Annotated in this window: 23 protein-coding genes and 1 riboswitch; of the genes, 10 read left to right on the top strand and 13 right to left on the bottom strand. The window is 35.3% G+C overall.

Annotation, left to right across the window (positions count from 1 at the left end):
- The first annotated feature begins 167 nt into the window (after nucleotides 1-167).
- Entirely contained in the window at nucleotides 168-413 is a 246-nt protein-coding gene (locus SNE38_RS06930; RefSeq protein ID WP_191704756.1) for a hypothetical protein, read from the top strand.
- A 246-nt stretch (nucleotides 414-659) separates the two neighbouring features.
- A complete protein-coding gene (locus SNE38_RS06925; RefSeq protein ID WP_191704757.1) occupies nucleotides 660-1544 on the top strand; it encodes a patatin-like phospholipase family protein in 885 nt (294 codons plus the stop codon).
- Nucleotides 1545-1601: 57 nt separating this feature from the next.
- Here the strand turns inward: SNE38_RS06925 and SNE38_RS06920 are convergent, their stop codons facing one another.
- The 5 genes from SNE38_RS06920 to nadX form a co-directional block, all read right to left on the bottom strand.
- The gene (locus tag SNE38_RS06920; protein WP_191704758.1) at nucleotides 1602-3266 is read right to left on the bottom strand and encodes an SLC13 family permease; all 1665 of its coding nucleotides are present in this window, start codon (nucleotides 3264-3266) and stop codon (nucleotides 1602-1604) included.
- A 331-nt stretch (nucleotides 3267-3597) separates the two neighbouring features.
- Complete coding sequence (locus tag SNE38_RS06915; RefSeq protein WP_191704759.1) at nucleotides 3598-4602, bottom strand: HAAS signaling domain-containing protein; 1005 nt, start codon at nucleotides 4600-4602, stop codon at nucleotides 3598-3600.
- A complete protein-coding gene (locus tag SNE38_RS06910; protein ID WP_191704760.1) occupies nucleotides 4583-4936 on the bottom strand; it encodes a PadR family transcriptional regulator in 354 nt (117 codons plus the stop codon). The genes SNE38_RS06915 and SNE38_RS06910 overlap by 20 nt, the downstream gene beginning before the upstream one ends.
- Nucleotides 4937-5098: 162 nt before the next feature.
- A complete protein-coding gene (locus SNE38_RS06905; RefSeq protein WP_191704761.1) occupies nucleotides 5099-6073 on the bottom strand; it encodes a tRNA dihydrouridine synthase in 975 nt (324 codons plus the stop codon).
- Nucleotides 6074-6268: 195 nt separating this feature from the next.
- Nucleotides 6269-7048 (bottom strand): aspartate dehydrogenase, encoded by a 780-nt coding sequence (gene nadX, locus SNE38_RS06900; protein WP_191704762.1) that lies wholly within the window; start codon nucleotides 7046-7048, stop codon nucleotides 6269-6271.
- Nucleotides 7049-7195: 147 nt separating this feature from the next.
- On the opposite strand from nadX, the gene SNE38_RS06895 reads away from it, so the two are divergent.
- The gene (locus tag SNE38_RS06895) at nucleotides 7196-7636 is read left to right on the top strand and encodes a YtoQ family protein (protein ID WP_191704763.1); all 441 of its coding nucleotides are present in this window, start codon (nucleotides 7196-7198) and stop codon (nucleotides 7634-7636) included.
- 108 nt (nucleotides 7637-7744) lie between these two features.
- On the opposite strand, the gene SNE38_RS06890 is transcribed toward SNE38_RS06895, so the two are convergent.
- Nucleotides 7745-8599, bottom strand: a complete 855-nt coding sequence (locus SNE38_RS06890) for a malate synthase (RefSeq protein ID WP_191704764.1) — start codon at nucleotides 8597-8599, stop codon at nucleotides 7745-7747.
- 647 nt (nucleotides 8600-9246) lie between these two features.
- On the opposite strand from SNE38_RS06890, the gene SNE38_RS06885 reads away from it, so the two are divergent.
- From SNE38_RS06885 to splB, 3 genes are all read left to right on the top strand, one after another.
- Nucleotides 9247-11253, top strand: a complete 2007-nt coding sequence (locus tag SNE38_RS06885; RefSeq protein ID WP_225223863.1) for a methyl-accepting chemotaxis protein — start codon at nucleotides 9247-9249, stop codon at nucleotides 11251-11253.
- Nucleotides 11254-11466: 213 nt separating this feature from the next.
- Nucleotides 11467-12918 (top strand): 4-hydroxyphenylacetate 3-monooxygenase, oxygenase component, encoded by a 1452-nt coding sequence (hpaB, locus tag SNE38_RS06880; protein WP_336046165.1) that lies wholly within the window; start codon nucleotides 11467-11469, stop codon nucleotides 12916-12918.
- A 188-nt stretch (nucleotides 12919-13106) separates the two neighbouring features.
- Nucleotides 13107-14135: a spore photoproduct lyase gene (splB, locus tag SNE38_RS06875; RefSeq protein ID WP_191704767.1), complete on the top strand. Its 1029-nt coding sequence runs from the start codon at nucleotides 13107-13109 to the stop codon at nucleotides 14133-14135.
- Between the two features lie 200 nt (nucleotides 14136-14335).
- Here the strand turns inward: splB and SNE38_RS06870 are convergent, their stop codons facing one another.
- Entirely contained in the window at nucleotides 14336-15190 is an 855-nt protein-coding gene (locus tag SNE38_RS06870) for a dimethylarginine dimethylaminohydrolase family protein (protein WP_191704768.1), read from the bottom strand.
- Nucleotides 15191-15370: 180 nt separating this feature from the next.
- Between SNE38_RS06870 and SNE38_RS06865 the strand changes: the two genes are divergently transcribed.
- Nucleotides 15371-16111: a YqcI/YcgG family protein gene (locus tag SNE38_RS06865; RefSeq protein WP_191704769.1), complete on the top strand. Its 741-nt coding sequence runs from the start codon at nucleotides 15371-15373 to the stop codon at nucleotides 16109-16111.
- Nucleotides 16112-16212: 101 nt separating this feature from the next.
- Here SNE38_RS06865 and SNE38_RS06860 read toward each other — a convergent pair whose 3' ends face one another.
- The 6 genes from SNE38_RS06860 to thiM all read right to left on the bottom strand — a co-directional run bounded on the left by SNE38_RS06860 (nucleotide 16213) and on the right by thiM (nucleotide 20314).
- Complete coding sequence (locus tag SNE38_RS06860; RefSeq protein ID WP_191704770.1) at nucleotides 16213-16494, bottom strand: potassium transporter Kef; 282 nt, start codon at nucleotides 16492-16494, stop codon at nucleotides 16213-16215.
- 47 nt (nucleotides 16495-16541) lie between these two features.
- Nucleotides 16542-17393, bottom strand: coding sequence for a DegV family protein (locus SNE38_RS06855; protein WP_191704771.1), 852 nt, complete (start codon nucleotides 17391-17393; stop codon nucleotides 16542-16544).
- 124 nt (nucleotides 17394-17517) lie between these two features.
- Nucleotides 17518-18162, bottom strand: coding sequence for a DUF6944 family repetitive protein (locus SNE38_RS06850; protein WP_191704772.1), 645 nt, complete (start codon nucleotides 18160-18162; stop codon nucleotides 17518-17520).
- A gap of 300 nt (nucleotides 18163-18462) precedes the next feature.
- The gene (locus SNE38_RS06845; protein WP_191704773.1) at nucleotides 18463-19173 is read right to left on the bottom strand and encodes a thiamine phosphate synthase; all 711 of its coding nucleotides are present in this window, start codon (nucleotides 19171-19173) and stop codon (nucleotides 18463-18465) included.
- 1 nt (nucleotide 19174) lies between these two features.
- Nucleotides 19175-19474: an MTH1187 family thiamine-binding protein gene (locus tag SNE38_RS06840; protein WP_191704774.1), complete on the bottom strand. Its 300-nt coding sequence runs from the start codon at nucleotides 19472-19474 to the stop codon at nucleotides 19175-19177.
- A 3-nt stretch (nucleotides 19475-19477) separates the two neighbouring features.
- Complete coding sequence (thiM, locus tag SNE38_RS06835; RefSeq protein ID WP_191704775.1) at nucleotides 19478-20314, bottom strand: hydroxyethylthiazole kinase; 837 nt, start codon at nucleotides 20312-20314, stop codon at nucleotides 19478-19480.
- Between the two features lie 152 nt (nucleotides 20315-20466).
- Nucleotides 20467-20566, bottom strand: a riboswitch (TPP riboswitch).
- A 195-nt stretch (nucleotides 20567-20761) separates the two neighbouring features.
- Here thiM and SNE38_RS06830 point away from each other — a divergent pair.
- From SNE38_RS06830 to SNE38_RS06820, 3 genes are read left to right on the top strand one after another with little or no spacing between them, the layout of a single operon-like run.
- Nucleotides 20762-22270: a spore germination protein gene (locus SNE38_RS06830; RefSeq protein WP_191704776.1), complete on the top strand. Its 1509-nt coding sequence runs from the start codon at nucleotides 20762-20764 to the stop codon at nucleotides 22268-22270.
- Complete coding sequence (locus SNE38_RS06825) at nucleotides 22270-23379, top strand: GerAB/ArcD/ProY family transporter (protein ID WP_191704777.1); 1110 nt, start codon at nucleotides 22270-22272, stop codon at nucleotides 23377-23379. The genes SNE38_RS06830 and SNE38_RS06825 overlap by 1 nt, the downstream gene beginning before the upstream one ends.
- Nucleotides 23366-24706, top strand: coding sequence for a Ger(x)C family spore germination protein (locus tag SNE38_RS06820; RefSeq protein ID WP_336046164.1), 1341 nt, complete (start codon nucleotides 23366-23368; stop codon nucleotides 24704-24706). The genes SNE38_RS06825 and SNE38_RS06820 overlap by 14 nt, the downstream gene beginning before the upstream one ends.
- Nucleotides 24707-24813: the final 107 nt, after the last annotated feature.

Genomic DNA, 24813 nt, shown 5'->3' with positions numbered 1-24813 from the left:
GTGGTGAGCGCCTATTATAATAAATATTTTTCGGTAAATTGAGCATTCGCCTAACTTCTTTTCATATGGATAAAAGTTAGCAATTATAAATAGTTACGACATGTTTATTAGTGAACTAAAAAGTGCCATATTACATAAATAGGAATGATCCAAAAAGGAGGATGCATATGGCAGTCTGTCCGTTATGCAATGGTTTACATGAAGTGGAGAAATATTGTCGAACATGCCATATTCTATTAAATGATGAAGGAAAGGTATCCGATTATTTAGATCCATACGGACATTACAATGATGAAGAAACCATTAAAATGGGTGATGGCTATCCATATACTACAGCAAATGAAATTTGTCCACACTTATTAACTTGTAACGAATGCGGATATGATCAAGTGATTTTTATTCAACAGCAATAAATCATTATAAATAAGGTTGTTCGAAGTATATTTTCGAACAGCCTTTTCATTTTCATAAAAACTTGAAACCCAATTATACTTTCCTTATCTGTTAGCCAATATAATCAATTCCACTTAGCTATATGTTGATAAACCCACTTTCGTTTTATTATCATATAATGTGTTATAAACCTTCACTTGAAGCGTTGTTCCATAATTTTTAAATTATCAATTCGACCTCTAACATAAACAGGAAAGGGAGAGTAAATGATTGTTGACGGGGTATTTTCCGGTGGTGGTATTAAAGGATTTGCATATGTAGGAGCGATTCAGGCACTAGAAGAAAAAGGCATAAAGTTTGAAAGGGTAGCTGGTACGAGCGCGGGTGCTATTTTAGCAACATTTATCGCAGCAGGATTTAATGCACAAGAACTTGAAGTGATTTTTGATGAACTAAATTTAAAAGTATTGCTAGATCCTCCAAAAATGACGCGAGAATTCCCGTTTTTAAAGTGGCTCAACTTATATAAACGGTTCGGCTTGTATAAAGGAAGGGCTTTGGAAAATTGGTTTCTCGAAAAACTAGCGACAAAAGGGATTTATACATTTGGTGACTTACCAAAAGATTCATTAAAACTCGTTGCTTCCGATTTAACAAACGGGAAGATGATTGTGTTGCCTGATGATCTGCATCATTACAACATAGATGGCAGCACATTTCCGATTTCTCGGGCATTACGGATGAGTTGCGGTCTTCCCTTTTTCTTTGAACCGGTTTATTTAAAAAACGGAAAAAGCGAATCTGTAATTGTAGATGGCGGCGTTTTAAGTAATTTCCCTCTGTGGATTTATGATAACGGTCACAAAAAGCGCCCAGTTCTCGGAATGAAGCTAAGCAGTTCAAGCGAGGATAGAGCACCGCATGAAATTAACAACGCAATTCAATTATTTGAAGCGTTATTTACTACAATGCAAAATGCTCATGATAACCGTTATATTGCCCGAAAACATGTGAAAAATATTATCTTTATTCCTGTTGAAGATTATAGTACAACTCAATTTGATTTGGATGAAAAAACAAAAAATAAATTAATTAGCATCGGTAAAGAGAGGACAATACAATTTTTAAAATCATGGTCGCCAGTTTGGTAAATATATTTTTAATGTAAAAAAGGTGAAATCCAATGATGCGATTTCACCTTTTTATATTTATTTCATTACTTTGAACACTTCTGGTACTGTATTTAAATCGATGTCCCACAAAACAGGGAGTAAGAAATAGATAGACAATGTAATTAATATGACAGCGAAGACATTTAGTGCAAAACCAGCCTTCATCATATCTGTAATTTTAATATATCCTGAACCGAACACTGCCGCATTTGGTGGTGTAGCAACCGGAAGCATGAATGCACATGACGCTGCGACACCAGCTGCAATCATTAATGCATAAGGATGGATACCTAAAGCAACAGCAAGTGATGCCATAATTGGATACATCATAGATGCCGTCGCTGTATTCGAAGTAATCTCAGTTAAAGCAAGAACAAGTGCTGTAACTAGGAATATTAATACAATTACATTTACACCATCAAGTCCCATAAGCTGTGAACCAATCCATTCAGATAATCCTGTACTCACAAAACCGGAAGCAATTGCAAGGCCCCCTCCGAATAATAGCAAAATACCCCATGGTAACTTCACTGCCGTTTGCCAATCCATTATGCGATCGCCTTTACGATTCACAGAAGGAATCGCAAATAATACGATGGCGAAAAATATTGCGATTATCCCATCAGATAGTCCGACAATAATCTTACCTAGGAAGAATGAACGGGTAATCCAAGAAAATGCAGCAAGTATAAAGACAACAAAGACAATCTTCTCTTCGATAGATGCTTTACCTAAATCTCTTTTTTCTTTATCAATTACAGCACGTCCGCCAGGTAAAGTTTTTATTTTAGACGGGAAAGCCACCTTTACAAGGTAAATCCATGTGAAGAAGATGAATACCCATGCAAATGGTACCCCGAACAGCATCCATCCAGCAAAAGATAATTCAATACCATACATTTTATTGATTGCACCTGCAAGTAATGTATTCGGTGGCGTTCCTATTAATGTAGCAATTCCCCCAAGAGACGCTGAATAGGCAATCCCGAGCATCAATGCTTTACCAAAAGCAAAACGTTGCGGAGAAGTATCTATATCGATATTCGGGTCATTTTTCAAACCGTCTGCTACTTGGTTAATGATAGCAAGTCCAATTGGAATCATCATCATTGCCGTGGCACTATTTGAAATCCACATAGATAAAAATCCTGTTGCAATCATAAACCCAAGTACAATTCGGTCCATATTTGTACCGACCATTGAAATTATCGAGATAGCAATGCGTTTATGTAAGTTCCACTTTTCCATTGCAAGAGCAATCATAAATCCACCCATAAACAGGAAAATTGTTTCATCTCCATAAGAGGATGAAGTTACTTTAATGTCCAAACTATTTGTTAAAGGAAACAATACAAGCGGCAATAATGATGTAGCAGGGATTGGAATTGCTTCCGTTATCCACCATGTTGCTATCCAAATCGTACTTGCCAAAATTCCTTTAGCTTCCGGAGTAAGACCCTCAGGATTAAAAAACATCAACGTTAAAATAAAAAATACCGGTCCTAATATAAGGCCAACTGTTTGTGCTGTTGTATAACTGCGTGGAGTATAACCGCCTCCACTACCAGAACCCTCACTACCTGTTTTCCCGGAACTTCCATTAGTAGCGATTTTAGAAGAATTTGGTTTTATGAAAAAAGTAAACAAATCTTTCACTTGGTCATGCATTTCCCATAACCGATTCCAAGTTGTCGAAAACATCTCTTTTCCTCCTAAATTTTGTTTTAAAATAACAATATTTCGTCTTAAACATTACTATTTCTTCTACCATTTTTACTTAGATAAATAAAAAATGCAATAGTATTTAAAATAATAAGAAAATAAAAAATAATAAAGATTGTTGATAAAATCCCCTAAAATATATAATTTCATATTTTAAATAGCATTTTTTTTGCATGTTCCATTGTTATATAACATTGTAAAATATTATAGCGAAAGAGTTCTCGATTCATATTTTCTTTTGTTTTATAAAGAAAAAAGAACGATTCCTAAAGGAATACGTTCTTTTTTTAATTTAATTATCCGGAAATATTTATCGAATATTCGCTTTTTTGAACCCATCATAAATACTAGCGGCAGCAGTAATTATTAAAATAATAATTGTACCCCCTATTAGCCATACATTGAATTGCTCTTTCGTAATCGTAAACAAATTAGTTATATAAACAACAAATTCTTCGCTCAAAAAATTAGGTTTTATTAAAATAATAATGAAAACAATCGTTGAAATTACTTCAAGTAATGTATTTCCAATAGCCATTCTTTTTGTCCATTGTTCCTTCAATAACTTATAAAGAGCAAATGCAATCTCCAAACCAGCGATAATAAGAACGATTAGCCCATATTGTTGTAAAACATCCTGATTTAATGCTGGCATAACAAATTCTAATGGACCGCCATCCCCTTCATATACTCCTATAATCTGGTTAGCATAAAAGTAAAGCGTCACCCAAATAGCCGTCCACATTAAACTCCCGAAAATTTCTAATTTCGAAATTGTTTTTTTCTTAGAAATATATGCAACATTTTTCAGATCCTCCGCGGTCCATTTTTCTAAACCTGAAGTTAATGGCAGCTGTTCCTTATCTTTATCAAATCTTTCTAATAAAGCAAAAGTGATAGTTAGCCAGAAAAAGACTTGGATTCCTACTTGGATCAACGTCCAGATACCTTCTCCGATAAGGGATAAAATGCTATTTAATAGCGCCTCTTCACCACTGAAACCAATGAAATATTTTGTGATAATTGTTATTAATGAAACGACAGCTGCTATTGGTACAATCATTTTTAATAATGACATATAAACATCAAAATAGCGTGGACCTATTAAATGCATTGGCTGATCCTTATACCCGTTTGCCAATATCGCTGGATTACCTAGCTGATTAAGCACATCTTTAACATCTTCCACGGTATGATGGTTAGGCAGCATATCCTCAATCGTTGAGCGTAATTCAAGTGCAATATCTGAACGCATTTTTTCAGGCAACCTTCTAGTGACTTCTTGAATGTAAACTTCAATTAAATTCGTTCTCATCGTCATCTCCCTCTCCTAATAAGGAATACAGTTCCTTAGAATTATTAATCCACTCTTTTTTCAATTCTGAAAAGATCTCCAAGCCAAATTCACTTAAAACATAATATTTTCGAGGTCTACTCTCTGATGTGTCCCAACTGCTTGAAACGAGTTCTTGCTTTTCCAATCTACGTAGTAAAGGGTACAAAGTACTTTGATCAATGGAAATCCCTGCTCCTTCCAATGATTGAACTAATGAATATCCATACTGTGGGGTTCTTAATTGACTTAGAACCGCTAGTGTCAAAGTCCCTCTTCTAAGCTCTATTTTTAAGGAATTCAATAAATTGCTCACTAAAACACCTCACTCCATAATAATGTATGTCATACAGTATTATTATATACTATGTATCATACAGTATTATCGTGAATAAAACTACTATAAATTGGTAAATAAACAAAATTAAACTCCTGTGGACTGGTTAAGGTCCACAGGAGTTTAATTTTGTTCTTATTTTTAATTTTCTTCGACTTTGTTTATTTCAAAGTTATTCAGCAGTTCACGTACTTCATCCGTTGATTTTGTGTTCATTAATTGATTTCTTAACTCACCTGCACCACGGAAGCCTTTAACATAAATTTTGAAAAAGCGGTGTAGACCTGACATGGAACGTGGCAGCATTTCCGCATATTTATCCTGTAAATCAAGTTGTAATTTTAAAAGATCAAGGTACTCCTCAGGACTATGCTCTTTCGGTTCTTTTTCAAAAGCAAAAGGATTTTTGAAAATACCGCGCCCAATCATTACCCCATCAATACCATATTTTTCAGCGAGCTCTAAACCAACTTGACGATCTGGAATATCACCATTGATTGTCAATAATGTTTGTGGCGCAATTTCATCTCTTAATTTTTTTATTTCCGGAATCAACTCCCAGTGAGCATCAACCGCGCTCATTTCTTTTCTCGTACGTAAATGAATCGATAGGTTAGCGATATCCTGTTTTAAAATATGTGTCAGCCATTCCTTCCATTCTTCTACATCTTTATAGCCAAGGCGAGTCTTTACACTAACAGGTAATCCACCAGCTTTTGCTGCTTCAATCAGCTCTGCCGCAACATCGGGACGAAGAATCAGCCCGCTTCCTTTCCCTCTTTGTGCAACGTTTGGTACAGGGCATCCCATATTCAAATCAATACCTTTAAATCCTTTTTCAGCCATACCTATACTCATTTGACGGAAAAATTCGGGGTTGTCTCCCCAAATATGTGCAACAAGGGGCTGTTCATCTTCGGTAAAATGTAAACGACCTCTCACACTTTTTTCTCCCTCCGGATGACAGTAACTATCCGAATTTGTAAACTCTGTAAAAAATACATCCGGTCTGCCTGCTTTCGCTACAACATGACGAAAAACAGTATCCGTCACGTCCTCCATAGGCGCAAGAACGAAAAACGGTTTCGGTAAATCGTTCCAAAAATTTTCTTTCATACTATTTCAAGTCCTCTCAAAATGGGATTTTGCGTTACTCATCCCTTAAGTTAAGCTCATTAATAGAGCATAATTGTCATTAATATTATTTTAAAACTATAGCAAGCCTCAAAAACACTTTTTTATTTTATACTTTTCAACCGTTTCCTTCTACAATATTGCTTATATTTCTAAAGAGCCGCTGTCAATAAAGCACTATCCACCGATTCTAATTTTCCCATTCATCCTCTTTAGTGTTCCTAAAATACTCATAGCAGCTAAATAACTCGTTTTTGGATTTTCCGGCAATGGATTATTTTTAATCGTAAAAGTTGCTTCCCCAAACTCTCCCGTTATTTCAACATGATGAATGTTTTTTTCAATATGTGGATCCGCAATTAAAGTTACTTTAGTATTTTCCATACCAATCCCGGCCAGTGCAAGGACAATTGAAACATTCATATTTTTAGGGAATCGCTCGATCGCATCTGCTGCTTTTCCTTCGAAAACGACTTGAGCTTCCTCAATTTCCTCAGCAATTAACGAACTTGCTGGCTTACGAGTAGTGAGTGAAACAAAAGTAACTTTACCGAGGGCATGTGCATTTTGTAAAACGTCCAAGCCCCCAATTGCTCCTGAAGGTAAATAAATATTATTTTTATACTTGTGTGCAAGATGACTGATTTTGGTTAACAGTTCCGTATCTACAAATGCGCCGACACTAATCACCACAACATCTTTTTGAGTTATAATGTCTGGTACTAAATCTTTCACAGCATTTATATCCGCCGCTTCCACTACAACGTCAATATCCGAACTTAGAAAATCATCCAGTTCCGTAAATAATTCAACCTCGAATTGCGATGCAACTGTTTCGTACTTTCTCTTATCTTTAACGAATACACTTTTAACTCGTAAATCATTATGTTCCTTTTGGTTAATTTCCTTTAATAAAAAATGAGCGATTGCACCCGCCCCAACTATACCAATATTCATTTTAAATCTCCTTATTTGCTTTTGTTATTCTTACTTTCCACCATAACATATCTTCGTCCTGCTTAATCCTTACATTTAGGTTTCCTTTAAAATCTCCATTACTTTGGGTAGTATTAGTTTATAGTGAAAATAATAGGAGGGATAGGAATGGAACTTACAGTATATCTTGCAGGACAGATTCATGATAATTGGCGGGAAGAAGTTGCAAAAAAGGCAAAGGAATATAATCTCCCCCTACGCTTCGTAGCTCCACAAACAAACCATGATCGTTCTGATAATATTGGCGAAGAAATTTTAGGGGAGCAGCCTTCTAACTTCCATAAAGATAATGCAGCATCGGATATTAATAATTTTAGAACACAAGTATTAATGCAAAAAGCTGATATTGTCATTGCCTTATTCGGCGAAAAGTATAAACAGTGGAATACCGCAATGGATGCAAGTACGGCTATTGCTATGAACAAGCCAACTATTATTATTCGACCGGAGTCATTGATTCACCCTTTAAAGGAGCTTTCCAATAAAGCAAATGTAACCGTAGAGACTGTTGACCAAGCAATAGATGTAATTCGTTATATTTTTGATTGATTAAAAGTATTTGTGATTCATCCATTTAGTTTTGAAGGCCTGATTAAAATAAAGCACAAAAAGAGAGATTGCCGGATGCAATCTCTCTTTTCGAATTGGAACTAAAAATTAAATGCGTTTTAATGCACCATTTGGATCTGGTAACTCTTGAGCTGAAATTTTATTGATTTTGCAGAAATAATCAAAAAACTGTTGTGCCAGCTCTCGTTCCTGTGGATCAGTTTTAATCGATACTATATCGCGTAAAATTTGAGCCATCCAAAGATTATTAAAGTAACGGTGTTTGCCGGTATTCCATGTCATTTTATGTGTAAACTTTTCATTTACATAATAATTCCAGAAGAGCATTTGATTCGCTTCCTCTTCTGTAAGTTGCAATCTGAACTTTGAATGGGCAGGAATATTACCATCTTGGCTAAGCTTTCCGATAAAATCTTCCTTTACCATATAAACACCTAAAATGCGTCTGTCTTTTTCTGACGAGTCAGAATCTACAGAAGTTAACAAGACCGCACTATTTTCAAACAATCGAATCGGTTTGTTTGGTTTGCCTTTGTTAACACCACTTTTTGCAACTCCAGAGAAAACTTTCCACTCTGAAAATGCTGTACTTTTCTCTTCTTCATCACACCAAAATACCATTTGGGACTCAGGATGAAGTTTATGGTTTTTCATAAGTTTTTCATGCTGTTGGCGAAGGTCCTGGTTTTTTCGCAAAAGTTTTAAATCTTCTTCCTTTTGCCATTCCTCTTCTCTTCGTTCAAGCTCTCTTTTTTCAATAATTTTTTCAAGTGAACTTGCATCACCTTTATCATGAAGTTTCAGGTGTTTTTCAAATACATCAGGGAAAACAAACTTCTTTTTTTCAGATGCAAAATGTATTTCGATACTTGAATCATTATGTTTAACAACACTTCCCGTACCAAAGAGCTTATGTGTAACTTTCTTATTAATTAGATTCATTATTATAGTCCTCCTTCACATTTTTACAGGTAAATTTATTATTAAATTAAATAACTCCTAATAAACCTCACACAATTGTTTGAATTTTTACCTTAATTTTGAAAAAGACTATTAAAAAACGTATTCCAAATTCTTTCTGCATTTACAGCAGAATTCGAAATACCACAATTGTAAGTCTATTATAACATTTCTTAAACAAAAATACAATTTTTTTGTTGACAATACATTTTAAGTTAGGTTAAAATGAAATATTTATTTCAAACAAGGCTTTTATTTTTAAAAATTTTCGCTTTAAAAACCTCCACCAATCCTTATATTTACTATATATATATATAGACAATTGTACTTTTTTTATTTATCCTCCAATAACATTTGCAACTGTCAAAAACCATTTTTCGACCATTTCTAATTAGTTATTAGTTTTTTTTATAAATATACCCACTAAATAGTAATATTATTTAGAAAATTGTAACTATAATGCAAATTGCCCCCAATATAATATTTTTCTATAGACATAAGTCCTATACATATATATACTTTTATCCAGATTACCTTTCTACTTTTCGGTGCAAAAGTAAATATTTAGATAAAAGAAAGATGTGAAACAAGTGAACTTTTTTAAGAATTTGACTTTAAAAGTGAAGTGGATGATTTATATCTCATGCGCCATTGTGTTAGCAGTCGGCGTAACTGTAATTTTTAGTCAGTGGAACGTGCGTAACATTCTAGAAGATGAAAATCGTCAAACCTCTGCTGACAGTGCTAAAAATGCAGTTAATCAGGTTTCATTAGGCTTATTGAATTATGAATCTGCTGTTTTACAATTAAGTCAGGTAATAGAGGCAATCTTAACGAATGAGGAAAAAGATTATACTCAAATAGACAAAATAACAAAAACACTTCATGAACAAAATAATGATTATTTAGCCGTGTATTTCATGGATTTTAATACTGGCAAATTACATGTGACACCAGAGATTACATACGATTGGGATGTTCGCGATTCTCAAACATTCGCGAAATTAAATAGTAATCCTAATTTACAATGGATGGATATTTATTTGGATACTGGTGTAAATAAATTAATGACTTCCGTTATTGCTCCCGTATTTAATAATGGTGAGCTAGTTGGCGCAGTCGGCTTTGATATTGACTTCTCAACGATTGGTTCAATACGCGAAAGTATTGAAACAGATACATCTTCCAAATTAATGATTGTTGATCCAAATGGTCTAATTGTTTCTTCATTTATTGAAGATGGTGACGGAAAAAATATTAACGCTGATAATTCCGGCAAAGTTGAGGGTGTTTCGGATTTATTAAAACCTGATGAATTAGCTACAGAATTCAGTTGGCTTTTAAATGATTCAAATACGAATAATCAAATTGAACAATTTAACTGGGATGGTATGGATTATTCGGGAGAAATACAGACAATAGAAAAAAACAATTGGAAGATTGTTTCTGTTATAGATAAAGGTAATTTTGCCGAAAAATTAAAGGAATTTACAATTAACGGTTGGATATCACTCATTATTGGATTAGTAATTGGTTGTTTAATCGCTTATTTCATGTCAATTAAACTAATCCTGATTTTTAGTAATTTAAAAAAAGTATTTGAAAGAACAGCAAAAGGCGACTTTATTACTCGTTTTGAAACGAATTCAAATGATGAAATTGCTGATTTAGCAAACCATTATAACCAGATGCTAGATGGAGTTCATCGTTTAGTTCTTCAAGTTAATGAAAATACAAATGCAATTCGAAATTCGTCTAATAGTTTAGCAATTATCGCTAAAGAAAATGAACAAGCATTAAATAATGTTTCTACTAGTATTGAAGAAATCGCTATGAATAGTAGTAATCAGGCTGAAAAAATGCAGGATGGTTCTAATGCTCTCCAAGTATTAGCAGACGGTATTGAGACTATTGAATTACAATCTCAACAAATGGCAGATGATGCAACCGAAGCGCTCATTGAAGCACATACAACTATTGATAAAGTTGATCAATTAGAAGAAACATATACAAATTTAGAAAGAGCATTTCAGGAAGTAACCATTGTAGCAACCAACCTGGATGATAAAACAAAGTCTATTTCTCAAGTGACAAAATTGATTGCCCAAATTACAGAACAAACGAACTTACTTGCATTAAATGCATCTATCGAAGCAGCTAGAGCAGGCGAACACGGTAAAGGCTTTGCTGTCGTAGCAGATGAGGTAAGAAAATTAGCTGAGAATTCCAAAGCAGCTACTACGAACATTCAGGAAATTATTAAAAGTATTTTGGAAGATACAGAGCAACTCGTTCAAGTAATGCAGCAAACAAATGATATTAGTGACAATCAAAAGGTAGCCGTTGATACTGTGAATAATGCAATTAAACAGCTATCCGATACTTTGGAAAATATGAAAGAATCTATTACTAGAACGATGGATAATGTGTCGACAATGCAACAGCAAAAAAATGTTGTGCTCTCATCAATGTTAGTAGTCCATGAAATGACTACAGAGGTAACAGCTGAAACACAAGAAATTGCAAGTTCGATTGAAGAACAAACATCAGCCACTACCGAAGTAACAATTCATGCTACTCATTTAAATGAACAAGTCGAAAATTTATCGGACTCTGTTTCAAAATTCAAGTTATAACTAAACAAAAAAATACCCGTTAAAACAGATGGACTTAGAGGTAGCTGCAAGCACTTCTAAGTCCATCTGTTTTTATAATATATAGCCTGTTTACGTACTATAGTGACACCATTTACATCATTGACATATGTTGCGTATATAAAGAATTTTGATTTGTTGCTTTACAGCGAGTGACCTAGCTCTATATTTCCATGAAATTTAAGGAGTGAATACATGGGTGCTATAACTGGAGAATTTTATATTAATCGACTGAATCAATTAAATAATGAAGTTTGGTTTGATGGGGAAAAGGTTGAAGGGTTACTTTCTGAACACCCCGCTTTCAAAGGTCTTATTAAAACGAAAGCTTCTCTTTATGACCTACAGCATAATCCTAAAATAAAAGATGAAATGACCTATATTTCACCAAAATCAGGAGAACCTATTGGACTTTCTTTTTTGCAACCAAAAACGAAAGAGGATTTAGTGAAAAGGCGGAAGATGATTGAACATTGGGCGAGACATACTTATGGTATTTTAGGAAGAAGCCCCGACTATTTGAACTCCGTTTTAATGAGCTTTGCCTCTTCAGCGGAAATATTGAAGGGACAGGAAAACTGTTTCCCTGAAAATGTTGAGGCATTTTTTGAATTAGTAAGAGAAAATGATTTATCACTCACTCATACTTTTATTACACCGCAAGTTAATCGCTCTCAAAATTATTTCGAACGTACAAATGAACCTATTTCCGCGAAGATAATTGAAGAAAATGAACATGGTCTTGTGATAAAGGGTGCACGGCTATTGGCTACACAAGGTGGTTTAACAGATGAAGTGCTAGTATTTGGAGGTGGTAAAGCTGTATTCGCAGAAGATGAAGCTTTTGCTTTTGCCATCCCCTCCAATACGAAAGGCGTAAAATTTATATGCAGAGATACCTTTATAGGAGGGGACTCCCACTTTGATCATCCTCTTAGCTCAAGGTATGAAGAGATAGATTCCATTATAGTTTTTGATAATGTATTAGTTCCGTGGGAGCGCATATTTTTTTACAATAACTTTGAAATTGCCGGTAAGTTCCTTATGGAAAGTTCGTTTCATCACTTCGCTAAATATCAGGTGACGATAAGGCAGATTGTGAAAACAGAATTTATTTTAGGTATTGCGGAGCTTCTTGTAGATACGATTAATGTCCGCGAATATCAGCATATTCATGAAAAGCTGTCAGAAATCATCGTTGGGTTAGAAACGATGAAAGCACTTCTGGAAAAATCGGAGAATAATGCAGTATTAGATAAGTGGGGCTATTTACGCCCGGCTATTTTCCCATTGAAAGTTGCCGGTAATATTTTTTCAAAACTGTACCCTCGCTACATCGAAATAATTCAGCTTATAGGCGCAAGCGGTATGATTACCTTACCTACGAAAAAGGCATTCCATTCCGATATAAGAGCAGATTTAGACCAATATCTTCAAGGAGCTACTAAAACAGCAGAGGATCGTGTAAAAATATTTCGTTTAGCTTGGGATTTAACAATGAGCTCATTTGGTACGAGGCAAATGCAATATGAACGATTCTTTTTTGGTGATTCAATCCGCGCAGCGAGCGAATTATATTTTACTTATCCTAAAAAAGAGTATGTTGAAGTAGTCATTGATTTTCTAAAGCAAAAAGAAGATTTATAACTCAATACCTATACTACCTTCACCTTTTCGGGTTTTGAATTATAAAAGGACTGTAATATTTTCCATTATAATTCCTCGTCCTTTAGACAAACTAATCCCAAAAAGAAAAGAAGGTGATAAGGTGCTTAAGCTTAACAACGCAATGTGTTTCTATAACTTTATGCAGATTATCATTATTGAGGATAATCATGGATAAACCGTTTATGCCTCAGCTAGTTTATTTTGAACCGAATGCTTTAGATTATCCACTTGGAAAAGAGCTGAAAGAAAAATTTGAAGGGTTAGGTATTGAAATTCGCTATACCACTTCCCATAATCAGATACGCGATCTTCCTGGAGACAATGATTTACAGAAGTATCGTATTGCAAAATCCACACTCGTTGTAGGCATTCGTAAGACATTGAAGTTTGACACATCGAAACCATCCGCAGAATATGCCATCCCTCTTGCAACCGGGTGTATGGGACATTGTCATTACTGCTATTTGCAAACGACTATGGGGAGTAAACCGTATATTCGGATATATGTGAATGTCGATGAAATATTTGAAGCCGCTGATCATTATATAGAAGAACGCGCTCCTGAGATTACGCGTTTTGAAGCTGCTTGTACCTCTGATATTGTAGGGATCGATCACTTAACCCACTCATTAAAAAAAGCTATTGAACATTTTGGTCGGACGGAATTAGGCAGATTACGATTTGTGACTAAATTTCATCATGTTGATCATTTGCTTGATGCTAAGCATAACGGGCATACAAGATTCCGATTTAGCATTAATGCCGACTATGTCATTAAGAATTTCGAACCGGGTACTTCCCCCCTAGCAAAGCGTATAGAAGCAGCTGGGAAAGTAGCAAGGGCTGGTTATCCGCTTGGTTTTATCGTCGCCCCAATTTATCTTCATGAAGGATGGCAAGAGGGATACTATCATATGTTTGAGCGTCTTGATGCAGAATTACCTAAAGACGCTCGTGATGATATAACGTTTGAATTCATTCAGCACCGATTTACTAAGAAAGCAAAAAATGTCATTGAGAAAAATTATCCAAAAACTAAATTACAGCTGGATGAATCTACAAGACGAGTTAAGTGGGGTAAGTATGGAATCGGTAAATATATTTATCAAAAAGACGAAGAAGATGAAATGAAAGAGCAGTTATACAGTTATATGGAAAATTTCTTTCCTAATGCGAAACTTGAATATTTCACGTAACGCTAAAGCAGCCGGTCTTAAAATCGGCTGCTTTTGATTTTGGTTATGTCTTCGTAATCCTCATTACAAAGCGGTCCACCTTTTTTTGCAAAAAGAAAAAACGAACCCTTTAACAAGGATTCGTTCGTATAAAGAATGAGTAATGAACAAATGACATATATTACGAAACGAGGAGCCAATTACATTATTTTTATTACCTCTTAAAGCCGGACAATAGGCATTGAACAACATCGGAATGAGCCGCCTGACTTGATGATTTCTGAAAAATCTACTTCCAATACTTCATACCCATGCTGTCTCATCTGATAATTAACATCACGATTCATTGGTAAACTCAATACCCGCTTCTGACCAATAGATAATACATTTGTGCCCATTGTAAACTGTTCGCTTTCACTTACTTCGATTAAATTGTACATACTCGCTAAAAATTCTACAGTTTTCAGATCGAACGCATCTGGATATATTAATGCTTCTTCTGAGGAAAGAATATTGAATACACAATCTAAATGTAAATATTTTGGGTTGAATTGAATTGGCAGTATTTTAAATTCAGGTAATTCTTTCTGTAAAGATTGAATTGCACTTTTACATGTACGGTGACTGATTCCAATGAAGACACGTTGTCCGTCGACAATGACATCTCCCCCTTCTATGGAATGAGTTGAGAGCTTTTTATATGCAATATTATGTTTATGCATCCAATGGGCTAATACTTCCTCTTCACCTTGACGAATCGGATTCGCCATTTCTGAAATAAATAAACGATTTCCTAATGTAAAGCCAATATCTCGTGTAAAGACTTGCTCAGGGTGATCTTTACTAGGTTTTAGTTTAATCACTTCCACACCCGCACTTCTTAATGTTTGTTCAAAATTCCGATGTTGTGCAATAGCAAGTTCCTGGTCAATATTCTCATGTTTATATTGCTTTTGGACATTATTAATCACTTCTCTAATCTCCATATATTGCGGTTCACATAAAACTACTTTTTTTAATGTTCCATATTCATTTTTACAATTTATTTGATCATGTTTTGTAATTGTATCACCCATTAAGGCATCCTCCAGATTCTTAATTCAACTCTCTCTTATTTATTTTCATTTCCTTGATTTACATTCAGTAAACATTTCTGAATTTTTAATCTATTCAGGTACCATTGTTTCAAGAAATTTAGGAAGGGGTAATGATTGGCTATATAATAATAATTGGATAATGATAATGGAGGGGTTTGTATGATTACGAAAGGGCATACTTTATTAACAAAGGAAGATTTTCAAACAAGAACCGACTTGCCAAATTGGCTTTATAAAGAATACGAAACCTTTCATAACACGGTAACAGATAAAACGTTTCCATGTTTTTTCGGTATGAGTGGTGAGCTCAAAGGTGAGCTTCGCTATGCCTATATTAATCAGGATGACTGGAGCAATCTACCTTCTGCAGTAGAACACTTCCTTAATTTATTTAAGATGCCAAACTACAAGAGACATGGACTTTTCGTCTTTGTAGAACCATTTGAGCAAGAGGGCTCTCTTGAAGATTACCGAAAGCAATTTTGGGATATACTACAATACTTGCATAAAGAAGATAAAGTGGAATGGCCAATAGACAGTCCTCGTGACCCTGAACATTACTTATGGGATTTTCATTTTGCCGGAGAGCCAATTTTTGTATTTGGAAATGCACCTGCGTATAAAAAGCGGAAAACACGTCATTTAGGAAATGCAATGGTTCTTGGATTTCAACCTCGGAAAATTTTCGAAGGGTTAGAAGGAACTGAAAAAGGCGGGATCATGTCTCGGGAAAAAGTTCGGAAACGTGTAGAGGTATGGGATCAGCTTCCTAAACATCCCGATATTGGTCACTATGGTGACCCGACACATAATGAGTGGAAACAATCATTTATTGGTGATGATATTGTACCGATAAAAGGCAAATGCCCTTTCCAACATAAATCGCTCTTGAAACTTTAGTCTCTCCTAAAAAGTAAACGGTTACAGGAAAGGCAGTGCTAAAAGTTTAATCGTACTTTTAGCACTGCCTTTATAATTTATTATATTGGTAAGATATAATATTACTTTCCTTTTTTCGAGAAAAAGAAGGTAAAAATAGCGAACAAAAATGAAAAGAATGTAATTATCCATATAAGGTAAAGAACAAGCCCCAATCCAATATTCGCATCCTGATAGTCCATTACTGCATTATCAATTAACGACCACGATAAAAGTGCCAAAGCTCCAACACCTATTACAATGACAACCATTTTCGAACGACCTTTGCTCACATAATAGCTAAAAGTAAAAGAAGCAACTAATAAAAAATAAGTTAAAGCTGATAACCAAACTATTCTCTCCATAACGCATCAACTCCTAAATTACCTAGCAAGCGTTAACAACCCGTTTTTTATTTTTCAAGCCCTGCTATTCCAAAGCCTCCTGGTCCGGCATGAGTAGAGATCATTGCTCCAGCTTGCATCCATGTTACATTTTCAAAGCCTGTTTCCTTCGCGATTTCCTCCATCTGCCTTTTAATACTTTCATCAAGACCGACTGAGTAAATTAAATACAGCTGTTTTCTATCAATATCATATTCATCTAAGTAGTCTCGTAAAAGTTTTTCAGCAACAATACTCATTTTCCCTCGATATTTCCTTGTTGAAACAAGCTTTCCTTCCTTTAATTCAATGCATGGCTTTATTTTTAGTAAGGCTCCGCCAATATACGCTAGGTTACTTACCCGTCCACCAGCTTTCAGAAAATCCAAACTCCCCGGCAGAAAGGCCAGTCTTGCTTTAGGAACAATGGATTCTACTTTTTCTATTAAACGTACAGGTTCAATAGAAGGTTCCTCCTCAAGCAAAGTAGCTGCGTACATCACGATGGCAGCTAAGCCGCCTGTCACATTTAACGTATCGATAAGAAAAAGATTTTCAAAATTCTCCGCTGCAATTAACGCACTTTGAAATGATGCAGAAGCTTTAGACGTATACCCAATATGAATAATGATGCTGTCAGGAAATTCCGTTCTAATTTTAGTAAATAAATCCTCATATTCATGTACATTTGTTGCTGCTGTGGAAGGAATTTTTTTCGTACGGCTATGATAATCAAAAACTTCCTCTACAGATAACTGACCATCTAAATAATCTTTTCCCTCCATAATGACATGCATCGGTACTACTTGAATTTGATGTTTTTCAACCAGGTCTTTCGGTAAATCCGCTCCACTCTCAGTCGATAAAATAATCCTTTTCATTGTATACCCCTTCCGAATTACATACCCATTCAATGTATTTACTTTTTATTTAATTTAAATATACACTAAGAGGTTAAATTATTCAGTTAATTTTCAGAAAATTAACTCGATAGTCTTTTATAGCTTAATCGGAGGCCAATGCTGTAATAACTGCTCCGACCGTTTGTATCCAAGCACCAACTGCATTCATTACTTCCCCTTCACTTGTATTAGTATCAGCAAAAACTTCTATTACATTGCCTATTAACTGAATGATATTTCCTGTATTTGCTATAGTCTGTAGGAGTGTCAGTTCCCCTTCCGTATTAATCGTAATTCCTACCCCTACTACTTGAAGTAGTGTACCTTGCTTTTGTAACAGTTGACTTGATTGTTCGTTCTCTGACAGTATCCCTGCTACGACAGCCAAATTTCCTATAGCTGAAAGTTGACCACCAACCACATCTAATACCGCGTTTTCTGTCTCCACTACAATTGCGCTTCCGCCGGCTTGCAGAATATTTCCGATTACATTGAAGTCTGTCAGTGTTTGCTGAGTAAAAAAGGTTGAAGGTGTACTCCCAATTGCCGATACAATTGTTCCGATAGCCACAATCCAGTTTCCTGCTACCGCCGTAATATTTGTTTCACTAGAGCTACTACTTTTATTATTGCTATTCGAGACATACCGTTTCTCATTTTTGCTGCGGAACATCAATTTATTCCATTTATCCATAGAGGTCCTATGTTCCTCTTTATTATCGCTGCCATTTGGGTTGTTAAGATTCATCAATTTTCTCCACCTACTATTCATTAGTAAGGAATGCCCTGTACCAAATTGTATGATAAACGACTTTTATTATGCTGATATGAAGGTTGTGCATTCCTAGCGACAATAAGCTATATAATGCAGTGTATGAAATTACAAATTGATTGGTTGGACCTGTAATAACCAAATAGTAGGGGAATAAGAGTAAGAGAATAATTGTGATGGCAATAGCTTGGGATTATTAAAGTTGGATGTAAGAAGGAATTCTTATATACGTCCTCAAGGGAAGCAGTCATTGCGTACTCTCCTTAATCTGATGTTTTATATTAATTTGGATTTATAATTGTTCCAGGTGTTCACTAAATTTGTTGCTTCTTGTTTTGGATTATCGGCCTCCGTGACAGCAGATACTACAAAGAAACCGTGTGCTCCAGTTTGTGCTAGGGTCGGAATATCCGCGAGCTTTACACCCCCGCCTACGACTACGGGAATTGAACTAAGCTCAGCAACTTTCGCAATATCGTCAATACTTCTCGTAATCACTTTTCCGTCTTCCCCAATTCCGCAATCAGGTTTTGTTGAGGTCTCATGTAACGGCCCTACGCCAAAATAATCAAGTTGAGAGACATCCTCTGTCTTAATATAGTCAAATAATTGATCAACTCGAGCAGATAAACCGATAATAAGATCTCCCCCTAAATATTCACGACAAACGTTCACCGGTATATCTGTTTGTCCTACATGAATGCCGTCAACTTTAATCCCTTGCGATCTAGCAGCTAAAACAACATCTAGACGGTCATTTACAAGCAGTGTCACTTCCTGGGATTTTCCAGTCTCTTCAATGACATCTGCTGCTTGACGTGTTAATTGAATTAATTCTCTGGCAGAAGCGACTTTTGAGCGTATTTGGATGCAAGTGAATCCTGCCTCTACTGCATCTTTAATAATTGATACAACTGGACGTCCTTTTGTATTTTCGGGACCTATAACTAAATATGCTGAAATATCAAGGTTCTTAATGTTTCTCATATTATCCTCCTAAAATATCATTCACTTTATTTACTTTTGTATTGATTGTATTTGTGTATCCCGGACGGATATCAGCTTTCAACACCACTTCCGTTCGAATTCCTTTTTCGGCAAGGATAAATGTCGCTTCTTTTACTACTTTCATTACTTCATCCCATTCGCCTTCAATTTCTGTAAACATGGCTGTAGTGTGATTAGGTAGTCCTGAATCTCGGATAACTTTCACTACCTCGGCTATTTCCTGAGATAATTCATCTCCTACACCAAAAGGCGCAATTGCAACTGCTACTAATGTATTCACGATTTAAACCTCCTCCAAATCAAATGGGTTGTTTGCAATCTCTTCAGCTGTCGCTTTATATAATTCATCTAAAAATTGTACTTGAAAACTTCCGGGACCATCTACTTTAAGTTCAGCTCTTTTTCCCGCTAAGTTGTACACAGCAGAGGCAGTAAGTGCTGCAATAAATGGATTAGCTGCCGCTGCATACACAGCTGCAACTCCACCTAACGAGCAACCTGCACCCGTGATTTTTTCCATAAAATATGACCCTCCATAAGAGATAGCTATAATAGATCCATCTGTTATTAAATCGGTTTCCCCTGAGACAGCAACCGCACCCCCTGTCCACTTTGCAAGAGCAATTGCTGCTTTTTTAGCCGCATGTACGGAATCAGTAGAATCAACACCGCGCACATTTGATTCATCTGTCCCCCCATCTAATTCCCATAAACCTGCTAATGCGATAATTTCTGAGGCGTTACCTCTAATAATTGTCGGTTTAAATACTTTAAATTGTTTTAAAAGTTGTGTCCTTAGGGAGCCAATACCAACAGCAACGGGATCTAACACCCATGGCTTTCCTGCTTCATGCAATACTTTTGCTACATGGGGTAATGTCTTTTCATAAATCGGTAGAAGTGTACCAACGTTGACATATGTAGCTCCTCCGGTTTTTGCCAAAAACTCCGCTTCATCCGGCAAATATACCATAGCTGCAGATCCGCCAACAGCAAGCTGAGCGTTTGCCACTAGATTAATGGTTACAGAGTTCGTAATAGAACCTGCCATCGGATTTATCTGTTTTACCGTTTCAACTGCCTGAATTATTTCACTTTGAATCTCCTGTTTAATACCCATTTACCAAACACCTTTCTATTAACATTCTGAATACGAACAAATAGAATCACAGGACAGAGGCTTTCGATATGAATTCACTTAAGCATGCGAAAATAAAAAAGTGCTCTCCCATTTAAATAAAATTGGGAAAGCACAATTCAAATTATTGCTTAAAAATATAATGAATCGCTTCCCTACACCAGTGTTAACTGACAGGTTCAAAGAGTCAGGTTTTAACCTTCTCAACTCAAAAGAGTCCCCCCGCAATATATGCTATTTTGTTTGTTCCTCCATATTATCAACAGGTATGTTGAATGTCAAATTCATACATTTAGATTGCTCACTCAATCTAAGCTACACCCACATTTTAAAGATTCAATAACACATCGAATTAAAGTATGAATTGCATATTATTTGGAAAAAATAAAACAATAAACTTATTACATCATTTGAACAGGAGTTAAGAAAATGGTCCAATCTTCAAATGAAAAATACAATAATCCCCTATATCTCGATGGCCAATTAGATGAAAATATTACAGTAATAAAAAAAATACTTGGAAATTCTTCAGATCTTATTATCCGAAAAAGCAGAATTGGCCGGTTGAACCATCCTTTTGCTTTAATTTATATAAAAGGGCTTATAAACGAGGATTTATTAAATAAAAATATATTAAGAGTTCTTGAATTAAACAGAAAACATATTCACTCGAATTTGTTTGATCATGTCTATGAAGAAATAATCGCCATTGCTGAAATCAACAGATCGAAGGAAATGAAGCAGGTAATTAAAACGCTTTTAGCCGGCGATACAGTTTTCTTACTGGAAGGTGTAAGTGAAGCCGCTCTTATCGGAACGAGCGGAATGGAATATCGTGCCCTTGAAGAGCCGCAATCTGAATCAGTTATTCGAGGGTCCCGAGTAGGGTTTATAGAGAATTTTAAAATTAACCTCTCGCTCATTCGCCAGGAAATCAAAGATCCCAATCTTCGAGTCGATATGATGGAAGTTGGCACACATTCCAACCAGAAAATTGCCATTTGTTATATTGATGGGGTTGTAAGAGAAGATCTTTTACAGGAAGTTTTGCGTCGCGTTAAAACAATTGATATTGATTTCGCACCGGATTCTGGATTTATTGAACAGTGGATTGAAGATAATCTTCTGTCACCCTTTCCACAAATTTTAGATACAGAAAGACCGGATAGGGTGGCTTTCAATATATTGAAAGGTAAAATAGCCATTATTGTTGAAGGGTCACCCTTTGCTCTTTTAATGCCTATCACTTTCGGGGATTCATTAAAGTCAATAGAAGACTATAACCAACGTTGGTTAATAAGTTCATTACTTCGATTATTGCGCTTATTCTCTTTCTACATGACTATATTTTTACCAGCCCTATATGTTGCATTAATTTCATACCATCCAGAATTAATTCCGGCTCAGCTATTATTTACAATAACGGCAGCTAGGGAAGGGATTCCATTTCCGTCCTTAATTGAAGCTTTAATCCTCGTCTTTTTTTATGAAGTATTGCAGGAGGCTGGAACAAGACTCCCCTATAAAATCAGTCAGACAATTGGGATTGTAGGCGGTATAGTTATTGGTCAACTTGCCGTTATGGCGGGTATTGTAACCCCCATCATGGTTATAGTTATTTCTTTAACGGCCATTTGCGCATTCACCATACCCAATTACAGCTTTGCGATTGGCTTGCGAATAGTTCGCCTCGCTACTATATTTGCTGCGGCAATTTTAGGGCTATACGGAATTATTTTAGTGTTTATTATGATTTATGTTCATCTTGCCAACTTAAAAAGTATTGGTGTTCCATATACACAATCCTTTTCTCCCGGCAACTTATGGACCCTTGAAAATATTGTCGTAAGGGCTCCGATTACAGTATTGTCAAAACGCTCATTTCAGCCATTCCTGAAATCGAATAAGAAAAAGAAAGACGGAGGATCAGTGAAGTAATGAAACTTTATAAAAACAATGAATCGATTCAAGATAAAGACATTATGTTTGCTGTTGCTTCGAATACGATTAGTATTACAATTTTATTTTTGCCTCGGTATATAACCGAACATACTGTATCTTCTGATGGCTGGATAGCAATTTTATTCGGAGGGTTGATCGCGCTTCTTTTAGGATGGATTTTAGCAAAAATAGCCGTATCCTTCCCAAATGAACCCTTTCTCTCTTTTGCCTCCTATTTAGTATCAAAGCCAGTGGCAGTCATACTATGCTTTATTTTTGTTTTTCAATATATTATTATCTCTTCCTTTCAAATGAGGGAAATGGCTACCCTGTCTCAGGAGTACTTTTTTGATCGTACCCCATTGGAAGTTGTCTGTTTAGCGTTTATCCTTGTCGTTATATATGCAGTATCTGGCTCGAAGATGGCCATTTTCAAATTAAATATTCTCTTTTTCCCTTTTGTTGTCGGCGGATTAACTTTATTAATTATTGCACCGATGTGGGCTATTAAGCTTGAAAATTTACTTCCTGTGTTTCAAACCGATTTTAAAGGACTTCAGTCTGGAACAATATCCAGTTTGAACGCATTTCTAGGATTTGGTATCGTATTATTTTATATTTCTCTTATAAAAAAACCTGAAAAAGCAGCTAAAATGACTGTTTTAGGAATTTTATTTCCATTTACCTTTTATATCATTATTTTTATTATTTGTGTTGGCGTCTTTGGGAATGCAACGGTCAAAAATCTTTATTATCCTGTATTCGAGCTTTCAAAAATTATATCGATTCCAGGGATTTTCTTCGAACGCTTTGATTCTATTTTATTTATCATCTGGACAATTATTGTATTTACAACCTGCTTAATGGCATTTGATATTGCAGTAATGCTCATTAACCAGTTAATTCCTAAATTAGCCAAGCAATCGATTATCTTTATTTTGTCACCCATCATTTTCTTTTTAGCCATGCTACCTAAAAACTTTATTCAAATTAATAACATCGCAAAATATATGGCCTATTTAGAGATAGTTTATATTGTATTCGTCATATTTCTACTAGGAACTATGCTATTAATAAGAGGTAGGAGAACCCATGATTCCTTATAAAAAACTTATATTTTTAATTTGTTGTCTCCCACTTACAGCCGGTTGCTGGGATAATCTTGAAGTAGAAGATAGAAGTTTTGTAACAGGGATTGCGATAGACCTAGCTACTAATAAAGATAATAATAAACCAGCTCCTTCAGAAGAAAGTGCGGCTGAGAGGGACTCCCAAGGTCAACAGCAGCAAAGTAATCAACCTTCATCAGGGCAAGAACGCATAAAACAAAATCAAAATGAATCTTCATTACAAACCGATGAAAGAGTTTTAAATTATGAAAAAGATGAGGATTATGAACAAAATGATAATAATAAATTCAAATTAACACAACAGCTTTTAAATCCTTCTACCTTTAGCTCACAACAAAACACTAACAATTCAAACGCCACTTCATTTCGTAACCTATCACAAACTGGAGACACCATTATTGAAATGAACCGCGATATGATAAAACAGGCTGGAAGTAGGACAAACGTGACACATTTAAATATTGTCCTCTTTTCGGAAGCCCTTGCAAAAGAAGAATATTTATTTGCTGATCTGATGGATATTTTCCTTCGAGAAAAAGAAATGTTACGGAGCGTGAAAATCGCCATTACGGAGGATCAATCCAGCGATTATTTATCAATTCTTCCTGAAAACGAGAAAATACCAAGTAAATATTTATCCAAAGTTTTGGAAAACAAGTCGACTTTAGATATTGCCCAACCTTTAACTGTGGGAAATGTTCAATCCTATTTGTTAATGAATCGAAGTTTTATTATTCCTTTTATTAGTCAGGTAAATACAACGACAGTTAATTATGATGGGGTTTCGGTATACAGCGGTATTAAGAATAAAGTTGTTGGTAATTTAATCGGAGATGAAGCAAAAGGAGTAAACTTTATTCAATCCAAAAATCAGACAGGGACGATTAATACAAAACTTGATGATCACGATGTCACCTTTGAAATCTTAAACATTCAAAGTAAAATATCACTGAAAGATAAGAAAATGCCATTACAATTCGATATTAAAATCGATGTTGCTAGCGGAGTCGCTGAACAATATGGCCATCTTGACGTTATGAAGGAAGAAAATTATCAAAAGCTAAAAAGTACTTTAGAAAAAGAAATTAAAGAAATAACGGAACATACCATCTCTATTTTACAGAATGAGTTATATACAGACGTTATCGGATTAAACACTTATTTATATGAAAAGCATTATCCGCTTTGGAAATCCATTAAAGAGGAATGGGAAGAGGGTCAGCATTATTTCATAAAGAGTGATATACAAGTTGATGTCAACGCAACTATCGAAAAGCCAGGCAACATTATAAAATCACACTAAAGGTGGAATTTTTTTGTGGAATAGTCTTATGGAACATTTTACTGATATACCTACTATGCTTTGTACCTTCCTATCATTTTTTATTCCATATACAGTTTCTAAAATAT

The sequence above is a fragment of the Solibacillus ferritrahens genome, assembly GCF_037027585.1.
In the GTDB taxonomy this organism is placed as follows: Bacteria; Bacillota; Bacilli; order Bacillales_A; family Planococcaceae; genus Solibacillus; species Solibacillus ferritrahens.
The sequence above is the reverse complement of the archived record's forward strand: the minus strand, read 5'-3'. Positions and strand labels throughout refer to the sequence as shown.